Source organism: Citrobacter sp. Cpo012 (assembly GCF_030333015.1).
GTDB classification, from domain to species: Bacteria; Pseudomonadota; Gammaproteobacteria; order Enterobacterales; family Enterobacteriaceae; genus Citrobacter; species Citrobacter portucalensis.
In genome coordinates, this window is record NZ_JAOWGR010000036.1 from 476,014 (window position 1) to 501,476 (window position 25,463).

At 52.9% G+C, this 25,463-nt stretch carries 21 protein-coding genes; 8 read left to right on the forward strand and 13 right to left on the reverse strand.

All coding sequences use genetic code 11. The features are described from left to right. The first annotated feature begins 103 nt into the window (after positions 1-103). Positions 104-427: a heavy metal-binding domain-containing protein gene (locus tag OGX90_RS09020; RefSeq protein ID WP_102190525.1), complete on the forward strand. Its 324-nt coding sequence runs from the start codon at positions 104-106 to the stop codon at positions 425-427. Continuing rightward, complete coding sequence (locus tag OGX90_RS09025; protein WP_032943958.1) at positions 424-1,254, forward strand: N-acetylmuramoyl-L-alanine amidase; 831 nt, start codon at positions 424-426, stop codon at positions 1,252-1,254. The genes OGX90_RS09020 and OGX90_RS09025 overlap by 4 nt, the downstream gene beginning before the upstream one ends. Positions 1,255-1,354: 100 nt before the next feature. On the opposite strand, the gene OGX90_RS09030 is transcribed toward OGX90_RS09025, so the two are convergent. The 4 genes from OGX90_RS09030 to poxB form a co-directional block, all read right to left on the reverse strand. Further along, complete coding sequence (locus OGX90_RS09030; protein ID WP_060683559.1) at positions 1,355-2,368, reverse strand: 3-beta-hydroxysteroid dehydrogenase; 1,014 nt, start codon at positions 2,366-2,368, stop codon at positions 1,355-1,357. 97 nt (positions 2,369-2,465) lie between these two features. Further along, positions 2,466-3,896, reverse strand: a complete 1,431-nt coding sequence (locus OGX90_RS09035; protein ID WP_048216410.1) for an SDR family oxidoreductase — start codon at positions 3,894-3,896, stop codon at positions 2,466-2,468. Positions 3,897-3,906: 10 nt separating this feature from the next. Further along, on the reverse strand, positions 3,907-4,908 hold the full coding sequence (gene ltaE, locus OGX90_RS09040) for a low-specificity L-threonine aldolase (RefSeq protein WP_079934522.1): 1,002 nt from the start codon (positions 4,906-4,908) through the stop codon (positions 3,907-3,909). 155 nt (positions 4,909-5,063) lie between these two features. Further along, a complete protein-coding gene (poxB, locus tag OGX90_RS09045) occupies positions 5,064-6,782 on the reverse strand; it encodes a ubiquinone-dependent pyruvate dehydrogenase (protein ID WP_032943955.1) in 1,719 nt (572 codons plus the stop codon). Positions 6,783-6,935: 153 nt separating this feature from the next. On the opposite strand from poxB, the gene OGX90_RS09050 reads away from it, so the two are divergent. Beyond that, positions 6,936-7,370, forward strand: a complete 435-nt coding sequence (locus OGX90_RS09050) for a DoxX family protein (protein WP_003834302.1) — start codon at positions 6,936-6,938, stop codon at positions 7,368-7,370. A 74-nt stretch (positions 7,371-7,444) separates the two neighbouring features. Here the strand turns inward: OGX90_RS09050 and OGX90_RS09055 are convergent, their stop codons facing one another. The 5 genes from OGX90_RS09055 to aqpZ form a co-directional block, all read right to left on the reverse strand. Then, positions 7,445-9,058 (reverse strand): FAD-NAD(P)-binding protein, encoded by a 1,614-nt coding sequence (locus OGX90_RS09055; RefSeq protein ID WP_286623569.1) that lies wholly within the window; start codon positions 9,056-9,058, stop codon positions 7,445-7,447. 179 nt (positions 9,059-9,237) lie between these two features. Beyond that, positions 9,238-10,206, reverse strand: a complete 969-nt coding sequence (hcr, locus tag OGX90_RS09060) for an NADH oxidoreductase (protein ID WP_234692137.1) — start codon at positions 10,204-10,206, stop codon at positions 9,238-9,240. A gap of 10 nt (positions 10,207-10,216) precedes the next feature. After that, positions 10,217-11,869 carry a hydroxylamine reductase gene (hcp, locus tag OGX90_RS09065; RefSeq protein ID WP_008785224.1) on the reverse strand — a complete coding sequence of 551 codons (1,653 nt, stop codon included), beginning with the start codon at positions 11,867-11,869 and terminating at the stop codon, positions 10,217-10,219. A gap of 155 nt (positions 11,870-12,024) precedes the next feature. Next, entirely contained in the window at positions 12,025-12,924 is a 900-nt protein-coding gene (locus OGX90_RS09070; protein ID WP_103014216.1) for a LysO family transporter, read from the reverse strand. Positions 12,925-13,192: 268 nt separating this feature from the next. Beyond that, positions 13,193-13,888, reverse strand: coding sequence for an aquaporin Z (aqpZ, locus tag OGX90_RS09075; protein WP_003840208.1), 696 nt, complete (start codon positions 13,886-13,888; stop codon positions 13,193-13,195). A gap of 371 nt (positions 13,889-14,259) precedes the next feature. Here aqpZ and OGX90_RS09080 point away from each other — a divergent pair, with 371 nt between their 5' ends. Then, the gene (locus OGX90_RS09080) at positions 14,260-15,918 is read left to right on the forward strand and encodes an ATP-dependent endonuclease (RefSeq protein WP_003834292.1); all 1,659 of its coding nucleotides are present in this window, start codon (positions 14,260-14,262) and stop codon (positions 15,916-15,918) included. Here OGX90_RS09080 and OGX90_RS09085 read toward each other — a convergent pair. Further along, positions 15,915-16,862 (reverse strand): VirK/YbjX family protein, encoded by a 948-nt coding sequence (locus tag OGX90_RS09085; RefSeq protein ID WP_234692135.1) that lies wholly within the window; start codon positions 16,860-16,862, stop codon positions 15,915-15,917. The two genes, OGX90_RS09080 and OGX90_RS09085, sit on opposite strands and share 4 nt — an antisense overlap. A gap of 159 nt (positions 16,863-17,021) precedes the next feature. Between OGX90_RS09085 and macA the strand changes: the two genes are divergently transcribed. Together macA and macB are read left to right on the forward strand one after the other, a co-directional pair. Then, positions 17,022-18,137 carry a macrolide transporter subunit MacA gene (macA, locus tag OGX90_RS09090; protein ID WP_008785219.1) on the forward strand — a complete coding sequence of 372 codons (1,116 nt, stop codon included), beginning with the start codon at positions 17,022-17,024 and terminating at the stop codon, positions 18,135-18,137. Continuing rightward, complete coding sequence (gene macB, locus OGX90_RS09095) at positions 18,134-20,080, forward strand: macrolide ABC transporter ATP-binding protein/permease MacB (protein ID WP_048215946.1); 1,947 nt, start codon at positions 18,134-18,136, stop codon at positions 20,078-20,080. The genes macA and macB overlap by 4 nt, the downstream gene beginning before the upstream one ends. Positions 20,081-20,154: 74 nt before the next feature. On the opposite strand, the gene cspD is transcribed toward macB, so the two are convergent. Next, positions 20,155-20,379 carry a cold shock-like protein CspD gene (gene cspD / locus OGX90_RS09100; protein WP_003036813.1) on the reverse strand — a complete coding sequence of 75 codons (225 nt, stop codon included), beginning with the start codon at positions 20,377-20,379 and terminating at the stop codon, positions 20,155-20,157. A gap of 323 nt (positions 20,380-20,702) precedes the next feature. On the opposite strand from cspD, the gene clpS reads away from it, so the two are divergent. Both clpS and clpA read left to right on the forward strand, forming a co-directional pair. Next, positions 20,703-21,023 (forward strand): ATP-dependent Clp protease adapter ClpS, encoded by a 321-nt coding sequence (gene clpS, locus OGX90_RS09105; RefSeq protein WP_003036810.1) that lies wholly within the window; start codon positions 20,703-20,705, stop codon positions 21,021-21,023. A gap of 30 nt (positions 21,024-21,053) precedes the next feature. Beyond that, positions 21,054-23,330 carry an ATP-dependent Clp protease ATP-binding subunit ClpA gene (gene clpA / locus OGX90_RS09110; protein ID WP_003036804.1) on the forward strand — a complete coding sequence of 759 codons (2,277 nt, stop codon included), beginning with the start codon at positions 21,054-21,056 and terminating at the stop codon, positions 23,328-23,330. Between the two features lie 268 nt (positions 23,331-23,598). On the opposite strand, the gene trhP is transcribed toward clpA, so the two are convergent. Beyond that, positions 23,599-24,960: a prephenate-dependent tRNA uridine(34) hydroxylase TrhP gene (gene trhP / locus OGX90_RS09115; protein ID WP_111465355.1), complete on the reverse strand. Its 1,362-nt coding sequence runs from the start codon at positions 24,958-24,960 to the stop codon at positions 23,599-23,601. A gap of 159 nt (positions 24,961-25,119) precedes the next feature. Continuing rightward, positions 25,120-25,452, reverse strand: coding sequence for a YegP family protein (locus OGX90_RS09120; RefSeq protein WP_048224506.1), 333 nt, complete (start codon positions 25,450-25,452; stop codon positions 25,120-25,122). Positions 25,453-25,463 lie beyond the last annotated feature (11 nt).

The window sequence follows — 25,463 nt, forward strand, 5'->3', positions numbered from 1 at the left end:
AAGGATAGCAGTTTTATTTGGCGGGCTTTCCTTTGAGTGTCATAGTGTATTGGTTTGATAATGCTTTTGAGATTGTGCTCTTAGCACAAAAAGGAGATTAACCATGCAGTTTTCGACAACCCCTACGCTGGAAGGACAGAGCATCGTGGAGTACTGCGGTGTTGTTACCGGTGAAGCCATTTTAGGCGCGAATATTTTCCGCGATTTCTTCGCCGGCATTCGCGATATTGTTGGCGGTCGCTCCGGCGCGTATGAAAAAGAGCTGCGTAAAGCGCGTGAAATTGCTTTTCAGGAGCTGGGCGAACAGGCGAAAGCGCTGGGTGCTGATGCGGTGGTCGGTATCGATATCGATTACGAAACCGTAGGCAAAGACGGTAGCATGCTGATGGTGAGCGTCAGCGGTACCGCGGTGAAAACTTGCCGATGAAACGTCTGTTGTGTCTGCTGGCATTTACGCTGTTGCTGGTGGGATGTGCTGGCGAAAAAGGGATTGTCGACAAAGACGGGTATCAGTTAGATACCCGCCGTCAGGCCCAGGCTGCTTATCCGCGCATTAAAGTACTGGTTATCCATTACACCGCAGATGATTTTGACTCTTCCCTGGCTACGCTGACCGATAAAAACGTCAGTTCACACTATTTGATCCCCGCAGTGCCGCCGCTTTACCATGGTAAACCGCGTATCTGGCAACTGGTGCCCGAAAAAGATCTGGCCTGGCATGCGGGGATTAGCTTCTGGCGCGGTGCTACGCGTATTAACGATACCTCAATTGGCATTGAGCTGGAAAACCGCGGCTGGCAAAAATCAGCGGGCAGCAAGTATTTTGCGCCGTTTGAGCCCGCGCAGATTCAGGCGTTAATCCCATTGGCGAAAGATATTATCGCCCGCTACGACATAAAACCGCAAAACGTGGTGGCTCATGCAGACATTGCGCCGCAGCGTAAGGACGATCCCGGTCCGCTGTTTCCGTGGCAAGCACTGGCCGCTCAGGGCATTGGCGCATGGCCGGATGCTCAGCGTGTGGCATTTTATCTCGCCGGACGAGCGCCCCATACGCCGGTAGAAACCGCGTCATTGCTCGATCTACTGTCACGCTATGGCTATGAGGTAAAACCCGAGATGACGCCGCGTGAACAGCAGCGGGTGATTATGGCGTTCCAGATGCACTTCCGCCCGACGTTGTGGAATGGCGTGGCGGACGCTGAAACGCAGGCGATTGCCGAAGCGTTACTGGAGAAATACGGGCAGGGTTAACGCAGACACCAATGCCTGATGGCGCTTCGCTTATCAGGCCTACGGTTAATTTGGCAGGATTTTGTGGCGCTTGCGCCGCCACCCTGCAATGGCTATCAGCCTAACGCGGCAGCTTACCGTGGTCGCGCAGCCAGGCCGCGGTACGCTCAATCCCTTCATCCAGCGTCACAACGGGCTGATAACCTAACTCTTCCTGGGCGCGGCTGGTATCCAGCGTAAAGTCAAAATTTAGCTTCGAAACGCCGTAATGCGTAAGCTTTGGCTCTTTCGCCGATTTATTGCCTAAGCGCTCCATGCTGCGGGCAATCATGTCCAGCATCGGGTAGGGCACGGAGCGGATACGGCAATCAATATTCAGCTCGTCGATGAGTTTCTGCACAATACTGCGCAGGGTGCGGTGTTCACCGTTGGTTATATTGTACGCACGACCCGACGGCAGCTTATCGCAGGCTTGCTGACTCGCCAGCCACATCGCGTGAACCGCGTTCTCGTAATAGGTCATATCCACCAGCGCACTCCCGCCGTGCGGCAACAGGATGCTGCCGTAGTGGTACATCATATGGGCGAGGCGGGGAATAAAGACTTTATCGTGAGGTCCGAACAAGCTTTGTGGGCGCAAGACAGTAAAGCGAGTCTGCGGGTTAGCCTGGGCGAGCAGTGCAATCACCTCTTCACCAGCCGCTTTGCTGCGGGCGAATTCGTTGGCGAAGCGATGGGGACGGAAGTCTTCTTTGATATCGCGATGATGGTGATAATCAAAATACAGCGACGGAGAGGAGATATGAATAAAGTTACGTACACCCCAGGCTACGGCCCACTCGCCCAGACGGCGGGTAGCACGAACGTTGGCCAGATCAAATGCTTCCTGAGTTCCCCATGGAGAGGTGAAGCTGGAGCAGTGCCACAGCGTGTCAATGCCGGCCAGCATCACTTTTGCCTGCGAAGAAACCAGCTCGGTCAAATCCGCATGCACAAATTCTGCGCCCATTTTCTCCAGCAGCTTGCCCATCGCTTCGTTGCGACCGGTGGCTCTGACGCTGACGCCTTTGCTGCATAAAAACTCAACCGCGTTTCGGCCCAAGCCGCTGGTGGCTCCGGTAACCAGTACCTTCATATCAATCCACTGTGTTTAAAAAACGTCGTGCGCATTCTTCCGTGAATTACGCCTGTATGCAATGGGAAACATGAAAGAATACAGGCTCTTTTTATCATTAGTCTGTGATTTGTTCTGCAAGTTTGGCTATACGCTTCGCCATCCCCCTGAAAATGAACAGGTGGGCGGGGATCATCAACAGCCAGTAGAAGAGGCCAGGCATACCGTGCGGATGCCACCACGCGCGTACATCAATGCGTCGGTGGTCACCTTTATCTTCCAGTGTGAAGCTCAGGCGTCCCAGTCCCGGCGCTTTCATCCCAAACAGCAGCGTCAGCTGTTTCTCCGGCTCAACGATGATGACTTTCCAGCTATCAACGGTGTCGCCAACCTGCAATAGTGGGTGTTCGGGACGACCTTTTGCCAGCTTATGGCCGACCAGCAGGTCCAACGCCGCGCGCGTCTTCCATAGAATATTGCCAAAGAAATAGCCTTCTTTGCCGCCGAGTCGATTCACAACCTGCCACAGCGCTTTTGTGCTGGCAGAGGTTTCAACGCTAAAGCCAGCTTGTTTGGCGAAATAGCCATATTCTGGACGCCAGCGGGCAAACGCCTGTGCGTCGTAACCCCAGTCGCTGGAGTTGACCAGCTTCTCTTCTTCCTTCAACGTGCTGCGCACGGCGTCATCAAAGGCAATCAGTTTTTGTGGGATCAGCGCACGTAATTCGGTGTCATCGGCCAGCAGGTCGTGTTTTAAGCCCTGGATCAGCGCTTTGGCCGTGGTTGGCGGCACTGACGTAATGACGTTCAAAAACCAGACCGAAATCCAGCGGGTAGGAAAGGGGATGGGGATGAGCAGGCGATGTTTACCGCTGACCGCCATAAAATGCTCGAACTGTTCCTGATAGCTCAACACCTGCGGCCCGGCGGCTTCGAGGACGCGGTGATGTGGTGTGGGATTTTCCAACAATGCCACCAGATAGTACATTAAATTCTCCAGCGCGATAGGCGTGGTACGCGAGCGTACCCAGCGTGGAGGGGTGAGAACCGGTAGGTTGTAAACCATATCGCGCATGACTTCAAAGGCAGCGGAACCCGCTCCCACGATAATGCCCGCGCGCAATTCCGTCATTGGCACGCCTGACTCGCGCAGGGTGTCTGCGGTTATCTGTCGCGCACGCAGATGATCGGATTGTTCATGCCGGGGAGCCTGCAATGAGCTCAGGAAAATAAGCTGTTTAACTGGCGTATTACGCAGCGCATCGCGCACGTTCATCGCCACCTGACGTTCGTGGGCAATAAAATCACCGCCTTCGCCCATACCATGAACCAGATAATAAACCGTATCAACACCCGTCAGCAGCGGGGTGAGGTTATCTGGCCAATTCAAATCGACCTTGTGGCAACTGACATTGGCCAGTTGCTGCTTTTCCAGCCGTTCAATGCGACGTGCCGCAGCCAACACCTGGTGCCCTTGCTGACTGAGCGCCTGTACCAAATGCTGACCAATGTAGCCACTGGCGCCAAGAACCAAAATCCGTTGCGGCACGCCCATCTCCTTATTGGGTTAAAAAAGCGCGCCAGTGGGCGACGACTTCAGCAAGTTGTTCACGTGATACGTCCAGGTGCATCACCAGGCGCACAATCGGGGAGGCGTTAATCAGCACACCTTGCGCTTTCATATACTCGCCCAGCGCGGCAGCGTGCTCTTCGCCAACGCGAACAAACAGCATATTGGTGTCGTGGCGCATGACGTCCGCCCCTGCTTCGCGCAGCTGCTCCGCCATCCAGGCGGCGTTGTCATGATCTTCCTGCAAACGCGCCACGTTATTTTTCAGCGCATACAGCCCGGCCGCTGCCAGAATACCGGCCTGACGCATTCCGCCGCCGGTCATTTTGCGCCAGCGAATAGCGCGTTTGATGTACTCGTGGCTGCCGACCAGCAGTGAACCAACGGGGGTGCCGAGGCCTTTGGAGAGGCAAATGGTGAACGAATCACAGTATTGCGTGACATCTTTAAGTTCACAGCCGTAGGCGACGATGGCGTTAAAAATACGTGCGCCGTCGACGTGCAGGGCAAGATTACGCTCACGGGTGAATTCCCAGGCGTCTTTCAGATACTCGCGCGGCAGCACTTTGCCGTTGTGGGTATTTTCCAGGCTGAGCAAGCGGGTGCGGGCAAAATGGATATCGTCCACTTTGATTTTTGCAGCTACTTTGTCCAGAGGCAGGGAGCCATCCGGTGCGGCGTCGATAGGTTGCGGTTGAATGCTACCGAGCACCGCTGCGCCACCTGCTTCGTAGAGATAGTTATGCGCGCCCTGGCCGGCAATGTACTCTTCGCCACGCTGACAATGGCTGAGCAGCGCCACCAGGTTAGCCTGAGTACCGGTAGGTAAGAAAATAGCGGCTTCTTTACCAGAAAGCTCTGCGGCGTATTGCTGGAGGGCGTTAACGGTAGGGTCGTCTCCATACACGTCATCCCCGACCGGGGCTGCCATCATCTCTTCCAGCATGGCGCGACTCGGCCGGGTGACGGTATCACTGCGTAAATCAATCATGGTGTCTCCTTATTACACTTCATCCTTCAGGCTGCTTCGGCGTTGGCCGCACCCTTAAACCCCAGTCACATAGTATACCTATGTGACTGGGGATTTTCGGGCTAGCCGCCTTGATGCATCATGAATGATTTTGTGTGTGATTTAATAAGGATGTTTTACCTGAGCCAGTTCGTTTTCGCCAGTTCGATCACTTCATCACCGCGTCCACTGATGATTGCGCGCAGCATATACAGGCTAAAACCTTTAGCCTGTTCGAGTTTGATCTGCGGCGGGATCGCCAGCTCTTCTTTCGCCACGACCACATCGACCAGCACCGGGCCGTCAATCGACATCGCTCTTTGTAGCGCTTCATCAACCTCTGAGGATTTTTCCACGCGAATGCCTGTAATGCCGCAGGCTTCGGCAATCCGCGCGAAGTTGGTGTCGTGCAGTTCGGTGCCGTCGGTCAGATAACCGCCCGCTTTCATCTCCATTGCGACAAATCCCAGTACGCTGTTGTTGAAGACAATAATCTTCACCGGCAGCTTCATTTGGACAACCGACAGAAAGTCTCCCATCAGCATACTAAAGCCGCCGTCACCGCACATTGCCACAACCTGGCGTCCTGGTTCGGTCGCTTGTGCACCGAGTGCCTGCGGCATAGCATTAGCCATCGACCCGTGGTTAAACGATCCGAGCAGACGACGTTTGCCGTTCATTTTCAGATAGCGTGCTGCCCACACCGTTGGCGTACCAACGTCGCAGGTAAAGATGGCATCGTCAGCGGCAAAGTGGCTGATCTGCTGCGCCAGATACTGCGGGTGAATGGCTTTATCGCTGGGTTTGGCTAAATCATCCAGCCCTTTGCGCGCCTCGCGATAGTGCTCCAGCGCTTTGTCCAGGAACTGCCGCTCGGTTTTTTCCTCCACCAGCGGCAGTAGGGCACGTAACGTAGATTTAATATCGCCTACCAGCGCCATATCAACTTTACTGTGCGCGCCAATGCTCGCCGGATTGATATCAATCTGAATAATTTTGGCGTCGGTGGGGTAGAACGGGCGATAGGGGAACTGGGTGCCAAGCAGGATCAACGTGTCGGCATTCATCATGGTATGGAAGCCGGATGAAAAGCCAATCAGCCCGGTCATACCCACATCATAGGGGTTATCGTACTCAACATGCTCTTTACCACGCAGGGCGTGAACAATCGGCGCTTTGATTTTAGCCGCAAACTCAACCAGTTCTTTATGCGCACCGGCGCAGCCACTACCGCACATCAGGGCGATATTGCTGGAGTAGCGCAGCAGTTGCGCCAGTTTTCTCAGCTCTTCTTCTTGTGGAGTCACCACCGGGAGCGGCGCATGATACCAGTGCGTGGTGGCGCTTTCAGGTGCAGGTTTTAGCGCCACGTCACCGGGTAAAACCACCACCGAGACGCCACGATTTAATACGGCTTTACGCATGGCAATGGCGAGTACCTGCGGGATCTGTTCTGGGCTGGAAACCAGCTCGCAATAGTGGCTACATTCGCGGAACAACTCTTGCGGGTGGGTCTCCTGAAAATAACCGCTGCCTATTTCACTGGAGGGAATATGCGCGGCGATTGCCAGTACCGGGACGTGGTTACGGTGACAATCAAACAGCCCGTTGATCAGGTGCAGGTTGCCTGGCCCGCACGAGCCTGCGCAGACGGCCAGTTCGCCCGTCAACTGCGCTTCAGCGCCCGCGGCGAAGGCTGCAACCTCTTCATGACGGGTTGGCATCCAGTCAATTGTTCCCATACGATTCAGACTGTCACTCAGACCATTTAGCGAGTCACCCGTTACACCCCAAATGCGTTTTACGCCAGCCTGTTCGAGTGTTTTAGCAATAAAAGCGGCAACCGTTTGTTTCATGGTTTTCCTTCTCCTCTAATGTGATACCGGTTACAAGTTTAGATGAAGATAATAGTTATGCTTCTCATTTCCCCCTTATTTCCGGCAGGTTTCATTTAACCTGTATTAAGCGTAGTTTGTTATTGGACATGGTGAAACAAGGAATAAATTCAAATGGTTATAAAACTATTAAATTCAGTTAACCGAGTACTGACTCACGAAGATTTTGGCAAGTTATTGTTACGCTTTGCCGTCGGTGGGCTGATGCTGTTTCATGGGCTGCATAAACTCTTTGCGGGTATTGATGGCATCAGCGGTATGTTGATAGCGAAAGGTTTCCCAGGCTTTATTGCGTATGGCGTTCTGTTGGGAGAGGTCGTGGCACCGTGCCTGATTATTCTTGGCATCCTGACGCGTCCGGCGGCGTTGGGGCTGGCGTTTACGATGGTTGTGGCATGGCTGATGGTCGGGATGGGGGAAACCTGGACACTGGATAAAACCGGTGCATGGGCGATTGAAAGTCTGGTTTATTTCTTTATCGGCGCGCTGGCCGTGGCGTTTTTGGGGGCGGGGCGTTACTCCGTTGCCGGGAATTCTGCCTGGCGATAGTTACCATCTGAGAGTCAATACCGAGGCGGGAAAGCGTAACATTGCTCCGCCTCGTCGTTCAATTTGTCGCTAATCTATATGTCGTCACTGTTCCATAGTTTGTGCCGACGTCTCAGCGCTCGCTGCGTCAATGCCCTTGCCATCGCGGCGCCTATTTCAGCGCTGACCACCAGTCCCTGAATAAACGGACGATCGTGCATTAACCACGGCAGCCCGCCAAAAGCGATGCGATTGCGGGCGTTTTCCGGCGCTTGCAGCGTGTAATCTTCGCCGATATCCGGGATCTCATCGCCACAGGCCAGCAGTTGATCGCGTAGCGTTGGGAACGGGATATCTTTGCTCTGCAATGCCCGTTGTCCTCGGGCGTCAATAAACACATCAAATTCGCTGCGCTGACCGTGGTGGGAAATTACCGTTATTTCCTGTTCATTCATGCGCTCATAATCTGTGCCGAGCGCGAGGATCTCAATCAGCCAGGCTTCGTGCAGCGCCAGCAGTCGGCGAACTGACTCTGACGGGATTGCCGCATAGTTATCAATAAATACCCGCGCCAGTCCGCGCTTGAAACGTTTTTCGTCGCGGGTATCAAGATGAGGGACTATCTCCTCGATAACCTCGTGCAGGCGCAGCAAGGTATAGCGCCAGGCGACGGTATGTTGTTTCTGCTTGTTGCGCTCAACTTCTACCAGGTTACGTCTCGCCCAGTCAAAAGGGTCATGCCTGAGCCTGTCGGCGAAATAGACTTCGGGGAACGTGTCGGCGTTAAGCGTCGCAAGCGCCACCTGTTGGCACCAGCCTGGCGCTGCGTCTTGCAGTTGTTGCGCCATAAGCTGAAAGATGCGGTCCAGTAATCCGTTTTGGCCATGGGCAATGGCATCTTCAATCGCTTCTGGCGTCGCGATATTCAGCGATTCATACGGAAGGGGGCAGTAAAAATCCGCTTCAGGCAGTACCCCGCTGCGCGACATCAGGGTAAGCTTCAGGTTTTGACTGTCAGATTTAGGTGTGAATTGCAGTGAATGGTCGGTATTGGTAGTGAAGGTGCCATGCTGACTGGCCACAGCCATCGCGGCGTCGATAGCGCTTAGCGAGGTGCCCAGAATCCCTACCCGGCAAGCACTAATCTGCGCGTCCATCAGACCGGTCCACGGACTGGGGAAAAACTTGCGCGCCTGAGCATCCGTTTCAGGCCACAGATGACCAGTGGCGATAGCGGCGAAATCCACCTCAACGGGTTGTGACGCGTGGTTGATCCACAAAGAAACCCCATTCGGGTCTGCTCGCAGGTCGGTGACTTCGCTTGATTCATGTATGCGAATCGTGAAACCGGCTTGTTGCGCTTTCTCGACAATGGCTAAAAAACGATTGCGATAATAGTCGCCGAGGATCACGCGGGGCAAAAATTGCCGCTCATGCAAAGAGGTGCGTTCAATTTGAAACTGGGCCAGATAGTCATCACTTTGATTCTGAAGCCACGTCAGATAGCTGATATAGATCGGTGGGATCTCAATGCTGGCTATATTTGCCAGCATGTGGTCTGCGTTGTTGTCGCTATTGTAAGGCATGCCAACGCCCGCCTCTTCAGCTTGCTCGTAAAGCTCTATTTCCAGCGGTTCACCGCACTCAACCAGGGCATGAAACGTATAAATCCCGGTGGGACCGACGCCGACAATGGCCACTTTTTTCATGGGGATCCTTGTAGAAAGTTCGACGTGCTAGTCGGGGATTATGTTTAATCTGCGCAGGGTAAGTGTGGTCGATAATTTGCGGGGAGAGTGAAAACATCAGAATTTTGCAACGCCTGACAGCATAAAAAAAGGCCACCCGGTACAGCCAGGCGGCCTTTTGCACATCAGATACCGGCCAATTACGCCAGCACTAAATCACCCTGCGGATGACAGGAACAAGCCAGCACATAACCTTCAGCGATTTCTGCGTCGGTCAGCGTCATGGTGCTGCTGACCGTGTAGTTACCGTCAACCACTTTGGTTTTGCAGCAGCCGCAAACACCTGCACGGCATGCGGCGACAACCGGAACCTTGTTGCTTTCCAGCGCTTCCAGCAGCGTACTGCCCACCGGCGCGTAGAACTCTTTCGCCGGCTGTAGCTTGGTAAACTTCAGGCCACTGGTGGCGGCTTCGGCAACAGGTGTGAAGAACTGCTCTTTAAAGAAGCGCGTCACACCCAGCGCTTTGACTTCTTTCTCGACCAGATCCATATACGGTGCCGGGCCACAGGTCATCACGGTACGCGAGGTCAGATCCGGTACGCTTTTCAGCAGTTCGGTCGTCAGTCGGCCGGAAACAAAACCTTCTGTGGCATTGTTTTCAGCAACTAGTGTCACCGGATATTCCCGCCACTCGTCGGCAAAAATGACATCTTGCGGCGAGCGAACGTTAAAGATTACCTGTACATCCACTTGTGGGCGGTACTTTGCCAACCAGCGACGCATTGACATGATTGGCGTAACACCACAGCCGGCGGCCAGCATCAGGAACTTGTCTTCCGCTTTATCTTCACAGGTGAACTCACCCATTGCATCCGACAGCCAGATATAGTCACCGCGCTTCACGTCGCGGGTTAGCCACTGTGAACCTGCGCCATCGTCAATCCGGCGGATGGTCAACGTGATGTACTCGCTAACGCCCGGCGTTGAAGAAATGGTGTAAGCACGCAGCGTATCCGCTGAATTACGTACGCTGACCAGTGCATACTGCCCGGCGCGGTAAGGATAATAATCGTGGCATAGCAACGAAATTGTCCATACATCCGGCGTTTCCTGATGGATGTGGTGAACCTGCATCCGCCATGGGCACTGATGGGTTGGCATTGTCATTCTTTACTCCTTACGCGCTCAGCAGTTGCTTCATGTCTTCTTCAACGGTGGTCACGGAACGCAGACCAAATTTCTCGTTGAGAACTGCCAGCAGATCCGGTGTAAAGAAACCAGGTGCAGTCGGGCCAGTGACGATGTTTTTCACGCCCAGAGACAGCAGGGTCAGCAGAATAACAATCGCTTTCTGTTCGAACCAGGAGAGCACCAGAGACAGCGGCAGATCGTTCACGCCACAGCCCAGTTTCTCAGCCAGGGTTACCGCCAGGATGATGGCAGAGTAAGCATCGTTACACTGACCAGCATCCACCAGACGCGGCAGGCCTTCGATATCGCCGAACTCCAGTTTGTTGAAGCGGTATTTACCGCAAGCAAGGGTCAGGATCAGGCAGTCATCCGGCACGCTGGTGGCGAAGTCGGTGAAGTAGTTACGTTCACCACGTGCACCATCACAACCGCCAACCAGGAAGATGTGACGCAGTTTTTCGCGGCTCACCAGGTCGATCAGGGTATCAGCAGCGCCCAGCAGGGTCTGACGACCGAAACCTACGGTGATCAGGTGCGGGATTTCGCTGTACGGGAAGCCAGCCATCTGCTGTGCCTGAGCGATAACCGGACCGAAGTTGTCGCCTTCGAGGTGGCTCACACCCGGCCAACCGACGATGCTACGGGTCCAGATACGGTCGTCGTACGCGCCAACGGTCGGGTCGATGATGCAGTTAGAGGTCATCACGATCGGACCTGGGAAGCGGGCAAACTCTACCTGCTGGTTCTGCCAGCCGCTGCCGTAGTTGCCGATCAGGTGCTTGAACTTACGCAGTTCCGGGTAGCCGTGCGCCGGCAGCATTTCACCGTGGGTATAAACGTTAACACCGGTACCTTCGGTCTGCTCCAGCAGGTTGTACAGATCTTTCAGGTCGTGACCGGAGATCAGGATGCACTTACCTTCGGTTGCTTTTACGTTGACCTGAGTCGGGGTCGGGTGGCCGTATTTGGTGGTTTCACCGGCGTCCAGAATGCTCATCACTTTGAAGTTCATCTGGCCGATTTCCATTGAACACTCCAGCAGAGCGTTCATATCGGCAGGCCAGGTACCCAGCCATGCCATGATTTTGTGGTACTGAGCGTAGATTTCGTTGTCGTACTGACCGAGAACGTGCGCGTGCTCCATGTAAGCTGCCGCACCTTTCAGGCCGTATAGACACAGCAGACGCAGGCCGAGAATGTTCTCGCCAATGGCTGCTTTGTCTTTGTTCGGGGTAAATTCAGCGGCCTGACGTTGCAGGTCGCCCAGATCGTCGCTGACCAGTTGCAGATCGGCCATCGGGTTGGTGACAGCTGCGTTCGCGTCGATGTTCAGGCATTGCGCTTTTAGGGCGTCGCGCATGGCGATAGCTTCACGGGCATAGCCAACAATACGCGGGGAATCGAAGTTAACGTTAGTCAGCGTGGAGAAGAACGCACGCGGCGCAAAGTTATCAACCTCATGGTCGATGATGCCGTATTCACGTGCTTTAACAGCCCATGCAGACAGACCTTGTAGGGAAGCAATCAGCAGATCCTGCAAATCGGAGGTTTCAGCCGTTTTACCGCACATACCCTGCGCGTAAGAGCAGCCGTTTCCTGCCGGAGTACGGATGGTTTGTTCACATTGCACACAAAACATGGTCACACCTTTTAAAGTTATATTTAATATACATGTTTAAGGTTATGCCTGTGCGCGAAGGGATAAAAGGGATTTCTGCTACTACTTGCAGGGAGATTGATTTAGCGCAATTTTGGCGGTAGCTGACTACCGCCAGAGAGGTATTTGTCCCGGCGTCAGGCGGAGAAAAACGCCATCAGCAGAGGTACTAACAGACTCAGAATGAAGCCGTGGACGATGGCTGCCGGGACCATTTCCAGACCGCCGCTGCGTTGTAAAACGGGCAGGGTAAAATCCATTGATGTCGCGCCGCATAATCCCAGCGCGGTAGAGCGGCTGCGGCCCACCATTCCTGGAATCAACATAATGGCGATCAGCTCACGGGCCAGGTCGTTAAAGAAGGCGGCACTACCAATTACGGGCCCGAACGATTCGGTTAACAGAATACCGGACAGGGAATACCAGCCAAAACCTGATGCCATCGCCAGCGCGGTTTTCAGCGGTAGACCGAGGATCAAGGAATTGATAACCCCCGCCAGCATCGAACTGGCGACGACGACGACGGCCACGATCATCCCCCGACGGTTCAACACAATTTGCTTTAAGGTCATGCCGCTATTGCGCAGTTGAATCCCCACCAGGAACAGTAAAAAGATTAACGTATATTCGCTGGCTTCGGTGGCATGCTGCAGAATGGGAAGCCCAGTGAGGCCGAGCAGGAAGCCGATGACGACGACGCCGCAAAGCTGAAGCGACTCAAGCGCCATTGCAATTCGCGAGGGGAGCTTTTCTTGCTTGTGGTTGTGTCTCCAGGGCAGCGAACGCTCCAGCCAGAACAGCGCCGCAATATTACACAGTATAATGACCGTCACGCTGACCGCAGAATAATGAAGAATGGCTAACAGGTTGCTGGCGAGATTATCCAGAAACGCCAGGCTAATACCCATAAAAAAGAGAATAAGGTAGACGATCCAGCTTAACAGGCGATTGATAAGTTGTAATGCAGCCCTGTGCCGGAGCGGAATAAGGTAGCCCACAATAAGGGGAACCAGAATGATTAACAGCCCTGAAAACATGAAAATCAGATCCTTGCTGAGAAGTAAGACGAAATGCGTCACTATAACCTAAATAATTCAAGTTGCAGGAAGGCGGCAAGGGAGTGAATCCCCGGGAGCGTACATAAGTACGTGACTGGGGGGAGCGAGCGCAGTCAACACATCTGCAACTTGAAGTATAACGGGTATACACACTACTCAATGCAAAGAGGGGAGTAAAGTTGCAAATAAAAGGAAATATAGAGAGGAAAAAAAAGACCTGACTTTCGCCAGGTCTTTTTGTTAGCGATTAATCGCGTTTTTCCAGCAGGGTGCGGTAAATAAGACCGCCGAGAACCCCACCGATAATCGGCATGACCCAGAAGAACCACAATTGTTGCAATGCCCAGCCGCCCTGGAAAATGGCTACTGCGGTACTACGTGCCGGGTTCACGGAGGTGTTGGTGACCGGAATACTGATCAAGTGAATCAGTGTTAACGCCAGACCAATTGCGATAGGTGCAAAACCTGCCGGAGCATGTTTATCGGTCGCGCCGTGGATCACTAATAAGAAACCTGCGGTCAGAATAATTTCAATGACGACGGCAGAAAGCATGGAATAACCGCCTGGTGAATGTTCACCAAAGCCGTTCGAAGCAAAACCACTGGCCGTTGCATCAAAACCTGCTTTACCGCTGGCAATAAGATACAGTGCCGCAGCTGCAACAATACCGCCCACAACCTGAGCAATAACGTAACCAATAACATCTTTTGCCGGGAAACGACCGCCAGCCCATAAACCGAAGGTTACCGCCGGGTTAAAATGCCCACCTGAAATATGACCCACAGCGAATGCCATGGTTAATACTGTCAGGCCGAATGCCAGCGCGACACCGGCAAATCCAATTCCCAATTCCGGGAATGCGGCTGCCAGCACTGCACTACCGCACCCACCAAAAACGAGCCAAAACGTACCGAAGAATTCAGCTGCTAATTTCCTGAACATAACCACCTCAATTAAAAGTTCCGGGTTCGTGTTCCTTGCCCGGTAATTCATCGCTAAAAGGGACGATGATGAAAGAGCGGGTATTTTAGAAAAAAATATCATCCCTTCGCCAGTTAAATTGATGAAAAAATTTGATTTAAGGCAATATGTTGCGATTCCTTTTTGAATCTTGGGTGAATGAAGCATAGTTCAATTAGCGAAAGGACGATGATTAAGTTCTGAAATTATATTCAGGAGAAAACATAAGAAGAATATTCTTATTTTTTTTGCTTTTGCGATTCACGCCAGATTGATATCGGGTGTCCTGAGCGCCCGCTTGCCGTTATACTCCTGATAACTTGAAGGAAAAAGTTAGCATTTCCGGAGGCTATATGATTCTCGAACGCGTTGAGATTGTTGGATTTCGCGGTATTAACCGTCTGTCGTTGATGCTGGAGCAGAGCAACGTGCTGATTGGGGAGAACGCGTGGGGTAAATCCAGTCTGCTGGATGCCTTGACCCTGCTGCTGTCGCCGGAGTCAGACTTGTATCATTTTGTCCGCGAGGATTTCTGGTTCCCGCCGGGTGATATACAGGGCCGGGAACACCACCTGCACATTATCCTGACGTTTCGTGAATCCCAGCCGGGTCGTCACCGGGTGCGTCGCTATCGTCCTCTGGAAGCCAGCTGGACGCCGTGCCAGGATGGCTATCACCGCATTTTTTATCGCCTGGAAGGCGAGTGTGCGGATGACGGTAGCGTTCTGACCTTGCGCAGTTTTCTTGACGGCGACGGCCATCCATTACCTCTCGATGACATTAACGATCAGGCGCGCCACCTTGTGCGTCTGATGCCGGTACTGCGTCTGCGCGACGCGCGATTCATGCGACGGATCCGCAACGGTACCGTGCCGGACTCGGCGGATGTCGAAGTCACCGCCCGCCAACTGGATTTTCTGGCGCGTGAGCTGGCTACCCGGCCGCAAAACCTGACCGACGGGCAGATCCGCCAGGGGTTATCGGCCATGGTTCAGTTGTTGGAGCACTATTTTTCCGAGCAGGGGGCTGGCCAGTCCCGCTACCGTCTGATGCGCCGTCGCTCCAATAACGAACAACGGAGCTGGCGCTATCTGGACATTATTAACCGCATGATTGATAAACCCGGCGGACGTACGCACCGGGTTATTCTGTTGGGCCTGTTTTCGACCTTGTTGCAGGCCAAAGGCACGCTAAGGCTGGATAAAGACGCCCGACCTTTACTGCTGGTGGAAGATCCGGAAACGCGTTTACATCCCATCATGCTGTCGGTGGCCTGGCACTTGTTGAATTTACTGCCTCTGCAGCGAGTGGCGACCACCAACTCCGGTGAGCTGCTGTCCCTTACGCCTGTTGAGCATGTTGTTCGTCTGGTACGTGAATCATCCCGCGTCGCTGCCTGGCGGCTGGGGCCGGGTGGGATCAGTGCAGAAGATGGTCGGCGAATCGCATTTCATATTCGTTTTAATCGTGCGTCATCGTTGTTTGCCCGCTGCTGGCTGCTGGTGGAAGGTGAAACGGAAACCTGGGTTATTAACGAACTGGCCCGCCAGTGCGGACACCACTTTGATGCAGAAGGGATTAAAGTCATTGAATTTGCCCAGTCCGGTCTTAAGCCGCTGGTTAAATTCGCCCGCCGGATGGGGATAGAGTGGCATGTGCTGGTCGATGGCGATGAAGCCGGGAAAAAGTACGCGGCCACGGTACGTAGCTTATTGAATGACGACAGAGAGGAAGAGCGTGAGCATTTGACCATGCTCCCCGCGCTGGATATGGAACACTTTATGTATCGCCAGGGGTTTGCTGACGTCTTTCACCGGGTGGCGCAAATCCCTGAGAATGTGCCTATGAATATGCGCAAAATTATCTCCAAGGCGATACATCGTTCGTCAAAACCGGATTTAGCCATTGAGGTGGCGATGGAAGCCGGGCGGCGGGGCGTTGATGCGGTGCCAACGCTGCTGCGAAAAATGTTTTCCCGCGTGCTGTGGCTGGCACGCGGCAGAGCGGATTAGTGGCGAAACATCGACGACAGCTGCGAATGGATGCTGTCCAGTAGCTGATAGCGGCGGCGGTATTCTGCGCGTTTTTTGCTCGCAATATCCGCCTCGCTTTTTCGCGCCAGCGTGCGTGGAATATGATAGTACCCGTTGCTGTCGCACTCACCGCCAACCGACTCCCAAAAAGCGTTGTAGTCAGAATGGATCACCTTGTTTTTATCGTGGTAGCGTTGACTGCGAAAGATATGCTGTTCATTACTTACAGCCATAACTTTTTCAATATTCAACTGTTCGGCTAAACGGCAAATGGTTTCCATCACAATACGTTTTGGGAAAATTCCATGGCAGGACTTCGTTGCTTTTTGGATTGCTTCGTGTGGTAGTTGCGCATTGCCCTGCACACCGCCAATAAATAATGTACTTTTCCCATTATATTCGCAGAACGTAAACGTCATTTTGGTTAGCACGTCTCCGTCACCATTGCGCACCTGAATGGTGGCTTCACCCTCTTTATCCAGTACCGGAAACATCATCATGGTGATGGTAAATATATCGCCGTCTTTACCTTCGGTTTGCGCCAGATGTAAGCCGTCATTGCTTAATAAGGCGTTAAATTCAGCGGATAAGAATGCGTGGCGGATAAAATGGTAATGAAAACGCACCGCATCTAAACGCATTTTGCGGGAGAAGTTTGCCGCAAGATAAGGACGGTGCAAACGAACCGGCAGTCGGGGTTGACGGGCGAGCAGGGGGCCAAGATCCGGCCATTGGGCCAGTTCAGTCATCCATTCCTGAGTGAGACGGGGTATCAATAATGAACGCCAGATAAACTTACGACGAAAGCTCCGTTTATCCCAGCAATGTGCGGGCCGTAAATGACCGCTGCTCAGGCTGAAAAAAAGGCCAAAACGCGTGACTGGTTTGGTGGAAAGAAAAGTGCTTTCAGTTAGTTGACTCATAATATAAATCCGATTGATACCCTTGTACTAATTTCAGCACAGCGGATCTTAACCATTCATCAATAACTCTGTTATTCTTGCGCTTTTCAACGGCGATTTATTTAACGTTGATGATTAGCACTCCACTCTGGTGGACGTATTGGGGGTATTGGGACATTTATGAAGCTCAAGGGAAAAATCAAAAAACGCTATTTTCTGTTCGCCGTCATCCTTATTGTGGCGGTAATTGCACTTTGGCGAACGCTTAATGCGCCTTTACCTCAGTATCAAACATTAATTGTTCGACCTGGCGATCTGCAACAAAGCGTGCTGGCGACCGGTAAGCTGGATGCGCTGCGTAAAGTTGACGTCGGGGCACAGGTCAGCGGGCAGTTAAAAACGCTGTCGGTTGCGATTGGCGATAAAGTGAAAAAAGATCAGTTGCTCGGTGTTATCGATCCTGAACAGGCGCAAAACCAAATCAAAGAGGTTGAAGCGACGCTGATGGAATTGCGCGCCCAGCGTTTACAAGCCGAAGCTGAGTGGAAGCTGGCGCGGGTCACTCTCTCCCGCCAACAACAGCTGGCAAAAACTCAGGCCGTTTCACAGCAGGATCTCGACACGGCGGCCACCGAAATGGCGGTCAAACAGGCGCAAATTGGCACAATTGACGCGCAAATTAAGCGTAATCAGGCCTCTCTCGATACGGCAAAAACCAACCTTGATTACACCCGCATCGTTGCGCCAATGGCTGGCGAAGTAACACAAATTACTACCCTGCAGGGGCAAACCGTTATTGCCGCCCAGCAGGCACCTAACATTCTGACCCTGGCCGATATGAGCACCATGCTGGTGAAAGCGCAGGTTTCTGAGGCTGATGTAATTCACCTGCATCCTGGGCAAAAGGCCTGGTTTACCGTGCTGGGCGATCCGCAAACACGCTATGAAGGTAAGCTCAAAGATGTTCTTCCGACGCCAGAGAAAGTGAATGATGCGATTTTCTACTATGCCCGCTTCGAAGTTCCCAACCCGAAAGGGATCCTGCGTCTGGATATGACCGCGCAGGTCCATATCCAGCTCACTGATGTCAAAAATGTCCTGACCATCCCGCTGTCGGCGCTGGGCGATCCTATTGGCAACAACCGCTATAACGTCAGACTACTGCGTAACGGCGAAACCCGCGAACGTGAAGTGGTTATCGGCGCGCGTAATGACACCGATGTGGAGATCGTGAAAGGGCTGGAAGAGGGGGATGAAGTCATTACCGGTGAGGGCAACGCTGGAGCTGCAAAATGACAGCATTGCTTGAGCTGAGCCATATCCGCCGCAGCTATCCGTCAGGCGAAGGCCAGGTTGAGGTGTTGAAGGACGTATCCTTGAGCATTCAGGCCGGGGAAATGGTGGCGATTGTCGGGGCGTCGGGTTCGGGTAAATCGACGCTGATGAACATTCTCGGCTGTCTGGATAAGCCAACCAGCGGTACGTATCGCGTTGCCGGACGTGATGTCTCTACGCTGGATAGCGATGCGCTAGCGCAACTGCGTCGTGAGCATTTTGGTTTTATCTTCCAGCGCTATCACCTGCTGTCGCATTTAACCGCCGCACAAAACGTTGAGGTACCGGCGGTCTACGCGGGCACTGAACGTAAGCAGCGCCTGGCGCGTGCGCAGGAATTACTCCAGCGGCTGGGGTTGGGTGACCGGGTTGACTATCAACCTTCCCAGCTTTCCGGTGGTCAGCAGCAGCGGGTCAGTATCGCGCGTGCGCTGATGAACGGGGGGCAGGTTATTCTTGCCGATGAACCCACCGGCGCACTGGATAGCCATTCCGGCGAAGAGGTGATGGCGATTTTGCATCAGTTGCGCGATCGCGGGCATACGGTAATTATCGTTACTCACGACAGCCAGGTCGCCGCGCAGGCCGAACGGGTCATTGAAATTCGTGACGGCGAGATTGTGCGCAATCCACCGCCACAGAAACCCTCTGGCGGACGCGATATCGCGGAGCCAACGGTGAAAACGGCATCCGGCTGGAGCCAGTTTGTCAGCGGTTTTCGTGAAGCGCTTACCATGGCCTGGCTGGCAATGGCCGCGAATAAAATGCGAACGCTACTGACCATGCTTGGGATCATTATCGGTATTGCTTCGGTGGTGTCGATCGTGGTGGTAGGCGATGCGGCTAAACAACTGGTACTGGCAGATATTCGCGCTATTGGTACTAACACCATTGATATCTATCCAGGCAAAGACTTCGGCGACGACGATCCGCAATATCAACAGGCGTTGAAGTATGACGATTTGACGGCGCTACAGAAGCAGCCCTGGGTCAGTTCAGTAACGCCTGCGGTGTCGAAGAACCTGCGGTTGCGCTATGGCAATATCGACGTTGCTGCCAGTGCTAATGGCGTTAGCGGCGACTATTTCAACGTCTATGGCATGACATTTAGCGAAGGGACCACCTTTAACGCCGAGCAACTGGCGGGGCGCGCTCAGGTGGTGGTGCTCGACAGCAATACCCGTCGTCAGTTGTTCCCCAATAAAGCGAAAGTTGTTGGCGAAGTCGTGCTGGTGGGGAATATGCCTGCCACGGTGATTGGTGTTGCAGAAGAGAAACAGTCGATGTTTGGCAGTAGCAAGATCCTGCGTGTCTGGCTGCCTTACAGCACTATGTCCGGGCGCATTATGGGACAGTCGTGGCTGAACTCGATCACCGTGCGGGTGAAGGATGGTTTTGACAGTGCCCAGGCCGAACAGCAACTGACCCGACTGTTGACGTTGCGCCACGGTAAGAAGGATTTCTTCACCTGGAATATGGACGGCATCTTGAAAACCGCCGAAAAGACCACACGTACATTACAACTCTTCCTGACGCTGGTGGCGGTGATTTCGCTGGTGGTCGGTGGGATTGGCGTGATGAATATTATGCTGGTTTCAGTAACCGAACGAACGCGTGAGATTGGTATTCGTATGGCGGTTGGCGCTCGCGCCAGTGACGTGCTGCAACAGTTCTTAATTGAAGCGGTGTTAGTGTGTCTGGTTGGCGGCGCGTTGGGCATTAGCCTGTCGATGCTGATCGCTTTTACGCTACAGCTATTTCTGCCGGGCTGGGAAATTGGATTCTCACCCGTAGCGCTGTTGACGGCGTTCCTGTGTTCGACTGCAACCGGTGTGTTGTTTGGCTGGTTACCGGCGCGGAATGCGGCACGTCTGGATCCAGTAGATGCTCTGGCGCGGGAATAATGCCACAGAGATAAAAATGCCAGCCGCAAGGGCTGGCATTTTGACTGCGGGATGTACACAATGAGACAGAAGAGCTATGCGACAGCTTCTGCTTCAATGACAGGCACGATGACACTGGCATGATTGCCTTTTGGCCCCTGGTGGACATCAAACTGGACAGACTGTCCGGCTTTTAGCGTTCTGTAACCATCCATCTGAATGGTGGAGTAATGGGCGAAAATATCTTCGCCGCCGCCTTCGGGGCAAATGAAACCAAACCCTTTGGCGTTGTTGAACCACTTAACAGTACCCGTTTCCATACTTCGACATCCTTCGTAAATCTTATATAAGTAAGATGGAATGAACCGGTGGCGGAGTGGGGGCTGTTCAAAACCTCGCCAACTCTCGAGACTACAATTTAGAGAAATCAGGCGGGGCGTCAAGCGCCATGCAGACGGAATAGGGTAAAAATGCATCAAAATTTGAAGCAGTTAACGCTATTGTCGGTTATGTGACAGATGTCGCGGATGGCACTAATAGATGATAGTTATCTAATACTTGAGGTAGATTGATTGTGCGCATAGGCTGCTTGTCAGCGGCAAGATTTTCTGCCGGAAACCGTAACTGAAGATGACGACTGACAATGGGTAAGACGAACGACTGGCTGGATTTCGATCTGCTGGCGGAAGACAAATTGCGCGACGCGCTAAAACCGCCATCTATGTATAAAGTGATATTAGTCAATGATGATTACACTCCGATGGAGTTTGTTATTGACGTGTTACAAAAATTCTTTTCTTATGATGTAGAACGTGCAACGCAACTGATGCTTGCCGTTCACTATCAAGGCAAAGCTATCTGCGGTGTGTTCACTGCCGAAGTGGCTGAAACCAAAGTAGCGATGGTGAACAAATATGCGAGGGAGAACGAGCATCCGTTGCTGTGTACGCTGGAAAAAGCCTGAATGCAGGCATAAACATTGGGGGAGGTGCCTATGCTCAATCAAGAACTGGAACTCAGTTTAAACATGGCTTTCGCCAGAGCGCGCGAGCACCGACATGAGTTTATGACCGTCGAGCACTTGTTACTGGCGTTGCTCAGTAACCCATCGGCCCGCGAAGCGCTGGAAGCGTGTTCTGTGGATCTGGTGGCGCTCCGTCAGGAACTCGAAGCCTTCATTGAACAGACCACACCTGTATTGCCTGCCAGTGAGGAAGAACGCGACACGCAGCCAACGTTGAGTTTTCAGCGCGTACTGCAACGTGCGGTCTTTCATGTTCAGTCCTCCGGGCGTAATGAAGTTACCGGCGCAAATGTGCTGGTCGCTATCTTCAGCGAGCAGGAATCTCAGGCGGCTTATCTGCTGCGTAAGCATGAAGTGAGCCGCCTTGATGTGGTGAATTTTATTTCTCATGGCACGCGCAAAGACGAACCCAGTCAGTCTTCTGACTCTGGGAATCAGCCAAATAACGAAGAGCAAGCTGGCGGGGAGGACCGTATGGAAAACTTCACGACTAACCTTAACCAGCTTGCCCGAGTGGGTGGAATTGATCCGCTCATTGGCCGGGACAAAGAGCTGGAGCGCGCCATTCAGGTACTGTGCCGTCGCAGAAAAAACAACCCGCTGCTGGTGGGAGAGTCTGGTGTCGGTAAAACCGCCATTGCTGAAGGCCTCGCCTGGCGTATCGTCCAGGGGGATGTGCCTGAAATCATGGCTGATTGCACCCTTTACTCCCTGGATATCGGCTCGCTGTTGGCTGGCACCAAATATCGCGGTGATTTTGAGAAACGCTTTAAGGCGCTGCTGAAACAGCTGGAACAGGATACTAACAGTATTCTGTTTATCGATGAGATCCACACCATTATCGGTGCGGGTGCGGCATCGGGCGGCCAGGTGGATGCGGCTAACCTGATCAAGCCGCTGCTCTCCAGCGGTAAGATCCGTGTGATAGGGTCCACGACCTATCAGGAATTCAGCAATATCTTTGAAAAGGATCGTGCGTTAGCGCGTCGTTTCCAGAAAATCGATGTCACTGAGCCATCGGTAGAAGAGACCGTGCAGATAATCAACGGTCTGAAGCCGAAATACGAAGCGCACCATGACGTCCGCTATACCGCCAAAGCGGTGCGTGCAGCGGTCGAACTGGCGGTGAAATACATTAACGATCGTCATCTGCCGGATAAAGCGATTGACGTGATCGATGAGGCGGGCGCGCGTGCGCGTCTGATGCCGGTCAGCAAGCGCAAGAAAACCGTCAACGTGGCGGATATCGAGTCCGTTGTGGCCCGCATTGCGCGGATCCCGGAGAAGAGCGTTTCGCAGAGCGATCGCGACACGCTGAAAAACCTGGGCAACCGTCTGAAAATGCTGGTATTCGGACAGGATAAAGCCATTGAGGCGCTGACTGAAGCGATCAAAATGAGCCGTGCCGGTCTGGGACACGAACATAAACCGGTCGGTTCGTTCCTGTTTGCCGGACCAACTGGCGTCGGTAAGACCGAAGTCACGGTGCAGTTGTCCAAAGCACTCGGCATTGAACTGCTGCGTTTTGATATGTCCGAATATATGGAACGCCACACCGTCAGCCGCCTGATTGGTGCGCCTCCGGGGTATGTCGGTTTCGACCAGGGCGGTTTGCTGACCGATGCTGTTATTAAGCATCCGCATGCGGTGCTGCTGCTGGATGAAATCGAAAAAGCGCACCCGGATGTCTTTAACCTGCTGCTGCAAGTGATGGATAACGGCACGCTGACCGACAATAACGGGCGTAAAGCGGATTTCCGCAACGTGGTGCTGGTCATGACCACCAACGCCGGTGTGCGTGAAACTGAGCGTAAATCGATTGGGTTGATTCATCAGGACAACAGTACTGATGCAATGGGCGAAATCAAAAAAGTGTTTACGCCGGAATTCCGTAACCGCCTCGACAACATTATCTGGTTCGATCATCTCTCTACCGAGGTGATTCATCAGGTTGTTGATAAGTTTATCGTCGAGCTTCAGGTTCAGCTGGATCAGAAAGGTGTCTCTCTGGAAGTTAGCCAGGAAGCACGTGACTGGCTGGCAGAGAAAGGCTACGACCGCGCAATGGGCGCACGTCCAATGACGCGTGTGGTCCAGGATAACCTGAAAAAACCATTGGCTAACGAACTGTTGTTTGGTTCGCTGGTGGATGGTGGCCAGGTGACCGTTGCGCTGGATAAAGAGAAAAATGAGCTGACCTATGGTTTCCAGAGTGCGCAAAAGCACAAGCCAGAAGCTGCACATTAATCTTTAATCACCTAATCAGCCGGGCGTAATGCCCGGTTTTTTTTCGCCTGATAGAAGTGATTTGAATTGGGATATTCAGGGAGTTTAAACGGCAGGCAAAAAATAAGCCTGCGTAAGGGAGATTACGCAGGCTAAGGAGGTGGTTCCTGGTACAGCTAGCATTTATGGGTTATGTTTTTCAGCGGAGGGGATAATACCCTTAATGAACGAAACGGTATGTGATCGATTTCTAAGAATCTTCCGAACGCTGAAAAATAACCGTAATTAACTACTTAGCATGTGGGTTGCGCGTGGACTCATCGGTAAAATTACGCATCAACAATGCATAATTCAGATCGATATCCTCTGGTACTGGCATCCACACGGTGTAACCATCGCCCGGCGCAACCGGCATGGCTTCACCTTTCGCGTTTTCCATCTGTTCGAGGGTAAAATTGATGTTTCCCTGTGGGGTCATCAGCTCCAGGCTGTCGCCGACGGTGAATTTGTTTTTCACCAGTACGGCTGCCAGTTCACCTTTACGTTCGCCGGTAAACTCGCCGACAAACTGCTGACGCTCGGAAACAGAGAAGCCGTATTCGTAGTTCTGATAGTCGTCATGCGTATGGCGGCGCAGGAACCCTTCGGTGTAACCACGATGCGCCAGGCCTTCCAGCGTTTCCAGCAGTTGCGGGTCGAACGGTTTACCGGCGGCAGCATCATCAATGGCTTTACGGTAGACCTGCGCGGTACGTGCACAGTAATAGTACGATTTGGTGCGGCCTTCGATTTTCAGGGAATGCACGCCCATCTGCGTCAGGCGTTCAACGTGGGCAATGGCACGCAAATCCTTTGAGTTCATGATGTAAGTGCCATGTTCGTCTTCGAACGCGGTCATATACTCACCCGGACGCTGGGCTTCTTCAATCATAAAGACTTTGTCTGTCGGTGCGCCGATACCCAGCGTAGGCTCAACGTTTTGTACCGGAATAGGCTCGTACTTATGCACGATATTGCCCACCACGTCTTCTTTGCCTTCCTGCACGTTGTATTCCCAGCGGCAGGCATTGGTGCAGGTACCCTGGTTAGGGTCACGTTTGTTGATATAGCCAGAAAGCAGGCAACGGCCGGAGTAGGCCATACACAGCGCGCCGTGAACGAAGATCTCAAGCTCCATATCCGGCACCTGGGTGCGGATCTCTTCGATTTCTTCCAGCGACAGCTCGCGGGAGAGGATCACGCGGGTCAGCCCCATCTGCTTCCAGAATTTCACCGTCGCCCAGTTTACGGCGTTAGCCTGTACTGAAAGGTGAATGTCCATGTCAGGGAAGTTTTCGCGCACCAGCATAATCAGACCAGGGTCTGACATGATCAGTGCGTCCGGCCCCATTTCCACCACCGGTTTCAGATCACGAATGAAGGTCTTCAGCTTGGCATTGTGTGGGGCAATGTTAACTACCACATAGAATTTTTTACCCAGTTCATGGGCTTCATTAATGCCGAGCTGCAGGTTTTCGTGGTTGAATTCGTTGTTGCGTACGCGCAGTGAGTAACGCGGTTGGCCCGCATACACAGCGTCAGCGCCATAGGCGAAAGCGTAACGCATGTTTTTCAGCGTTCCCGCCGGGGAAAGGAGTTCCGGTTTAAACATAATTTTCTCGTTCTGATGACAGGTCAGACTCGCCTCACTCAATGAGGCGGTTAGGGGAGTGCCCCCATATTAAGGGCGGGCATTGTAGCGCTGCGAGGAAGTCAGGTAAAGAAAAACGCCGGGTGACAGCGTTGCGTTACCCGGCTGAGCAAATAATTATCAGGTCTTATCTTTTATCGTCTGACTGACACCATTGGTCTTCACTGAAGCAATACCGGTCTCGCGTGACTGTTCATTCGCATACAGTTGACTGCTACCAATAATCTGGTGGTTTGCAGCTTTCAGGTTGAAATGTAATTTGCCATTAGACGCTGTTTTTTTCTCATAACGCTCATCCAGAGGGCTGTTAGCCTGGACAGATGCGATCCCTTTTTCTGCAGCGCCTTTTGTAGTGTAAAGCTCACTGGTAAGGATTATTTCCCCGTTCCCAGCTTTAAGAACAAAGCGGTACTGATCATCGCTACTCTTACTTAATTCAAACCAACCAGCCATATGAACTCCTT

Coding starts and splice junctions, on each gene's coding strand:
- OGX90_RS09085 (WP_234692135.1), bottom strand. CDS start 16,862: ATGAGTCAACTAACTGAAAGCACTTTTCTTTCCACCAAACCAGTCACG.
- macA (WP_008785219.1), top strand. CDS start 17,022: ATGAAGCTCAAGGGAAAAATCAAAAAACGCTATTTTCTGTTCGCCGTC.
- aqpZ (WP_003840208.1), bottom strand. CDS start 13,888: ATGTTCAGGAAATTAGCAGCTGAATTCTTCGGTACGTTTTGGCTCGTT.
- OGX90_RS09025 (WP_032943958.1), top strand. CDS start 424: ATGAAACGTCTGTTGTGTCTGCTGGCATTTACGCTGTTGCTGGTGGGA.
- hcr (WP_234692137.1), bottom strand. CDS start 10,206: ATGACAATGCCAACCCATCAGTGCCCATGGCGGATGCAGGTTCACCAC.
- ltaE (WP_079934522.1), bottom strand. CDS start 4,908: ATGATTGATTTACGCAGTGATACCGTCACCCGGCCGAGTCGCGCCATG.
- OGX90_RS09055 (WP_286623569.1), bottom strand. CDS start 9,058: ATGAAAAAAGTGGCCATTGTCGGCGTCGGTCCCACCGGGATTTATACG.
- trhP (WP_111465355.1), bottom strand. CDS start 24,960: ATGTTTAAACCGGAACTCCTTTCCCCGGCGGGAACGCTGAAAAACATG.
- OGX90_RS09020 (WP_102190525.1), top strand. CDS start 104: ATGCAGTTTTCGACAACCCCTACGCTGGAAGGACAGAGCATCGTGGAG.
- hcp (WP_008785224.1), bottom strand. CDS start 11,869: ATGTTTTGTGTGCAATGTGAACAAACCATCCGTACTCCGGCAGGAAAC.
- cspD (WP_003036813.1), bottom strand. CDS start 20,379: ATGGAAACGGGTACTGTTAAGTGGTTCAACAACGCCAAAGGGTTTGGT.
- OGX90_RS09120 (WP_048224506.1), bottom strand. CDS start 25,452: ATGGCTGGTTGGTTTGAATTAAGTAAGAGTAGCGATGATCAGTACCGC.
- OGX90_RS09050 (WP_003834302.1), top strand. CDS start 6,936: ATGGTTATAAAACTATTAAATTCAGTTAACCGAGTACTGACTCACGAA.
- clpS (WP_003036810.1), top strand. CDS start 20,703: ATGGGTAAGACGAACGACTGGCTGGATTTCGATCTGCTGGCGGAAGAC.
- OGX90_RS09070 (WP_103014216.1), bottom strand. CDS start 12,924: ATGTTTTCAGGGCTGTTAATCATTCTGGTTCCCCTTATTGTGGGCTAC.
- macB (WP_048215946.1), top strand. CDS start 18,134: ATGACAGCATTGCTTGAGCTGAGCCATATCCGCCGCAGCTATCCGTCA.
- clpA (WP_003036804.1), top strand. CDS start 21,054: ATGCTCAATCAAGAACTGGAACTCAGTTTAAACATGGCTTTCGCCAGA.
- OGX90_RS09080 (WP_003834292.1), top strand. CDS start 14,260: ATGATTCTCGAACGCGTTGAGATTGTTGGATTTCGCGGTATTAACCGT.
- OGX90_RS09030 (WP_060683559.1), bottom strand. CDS start 2,368: ATGAAGGTACTGGTTACCGGAGCCACCAGCGGCTTGGGCCGAAACGCG.
- poxB (WP_032943955.1), bottom strand. CDS start 6,782: ATGAAACAAACGGTTGCCGCTTTTATTGCTAAAACACTCGAACAGGCT.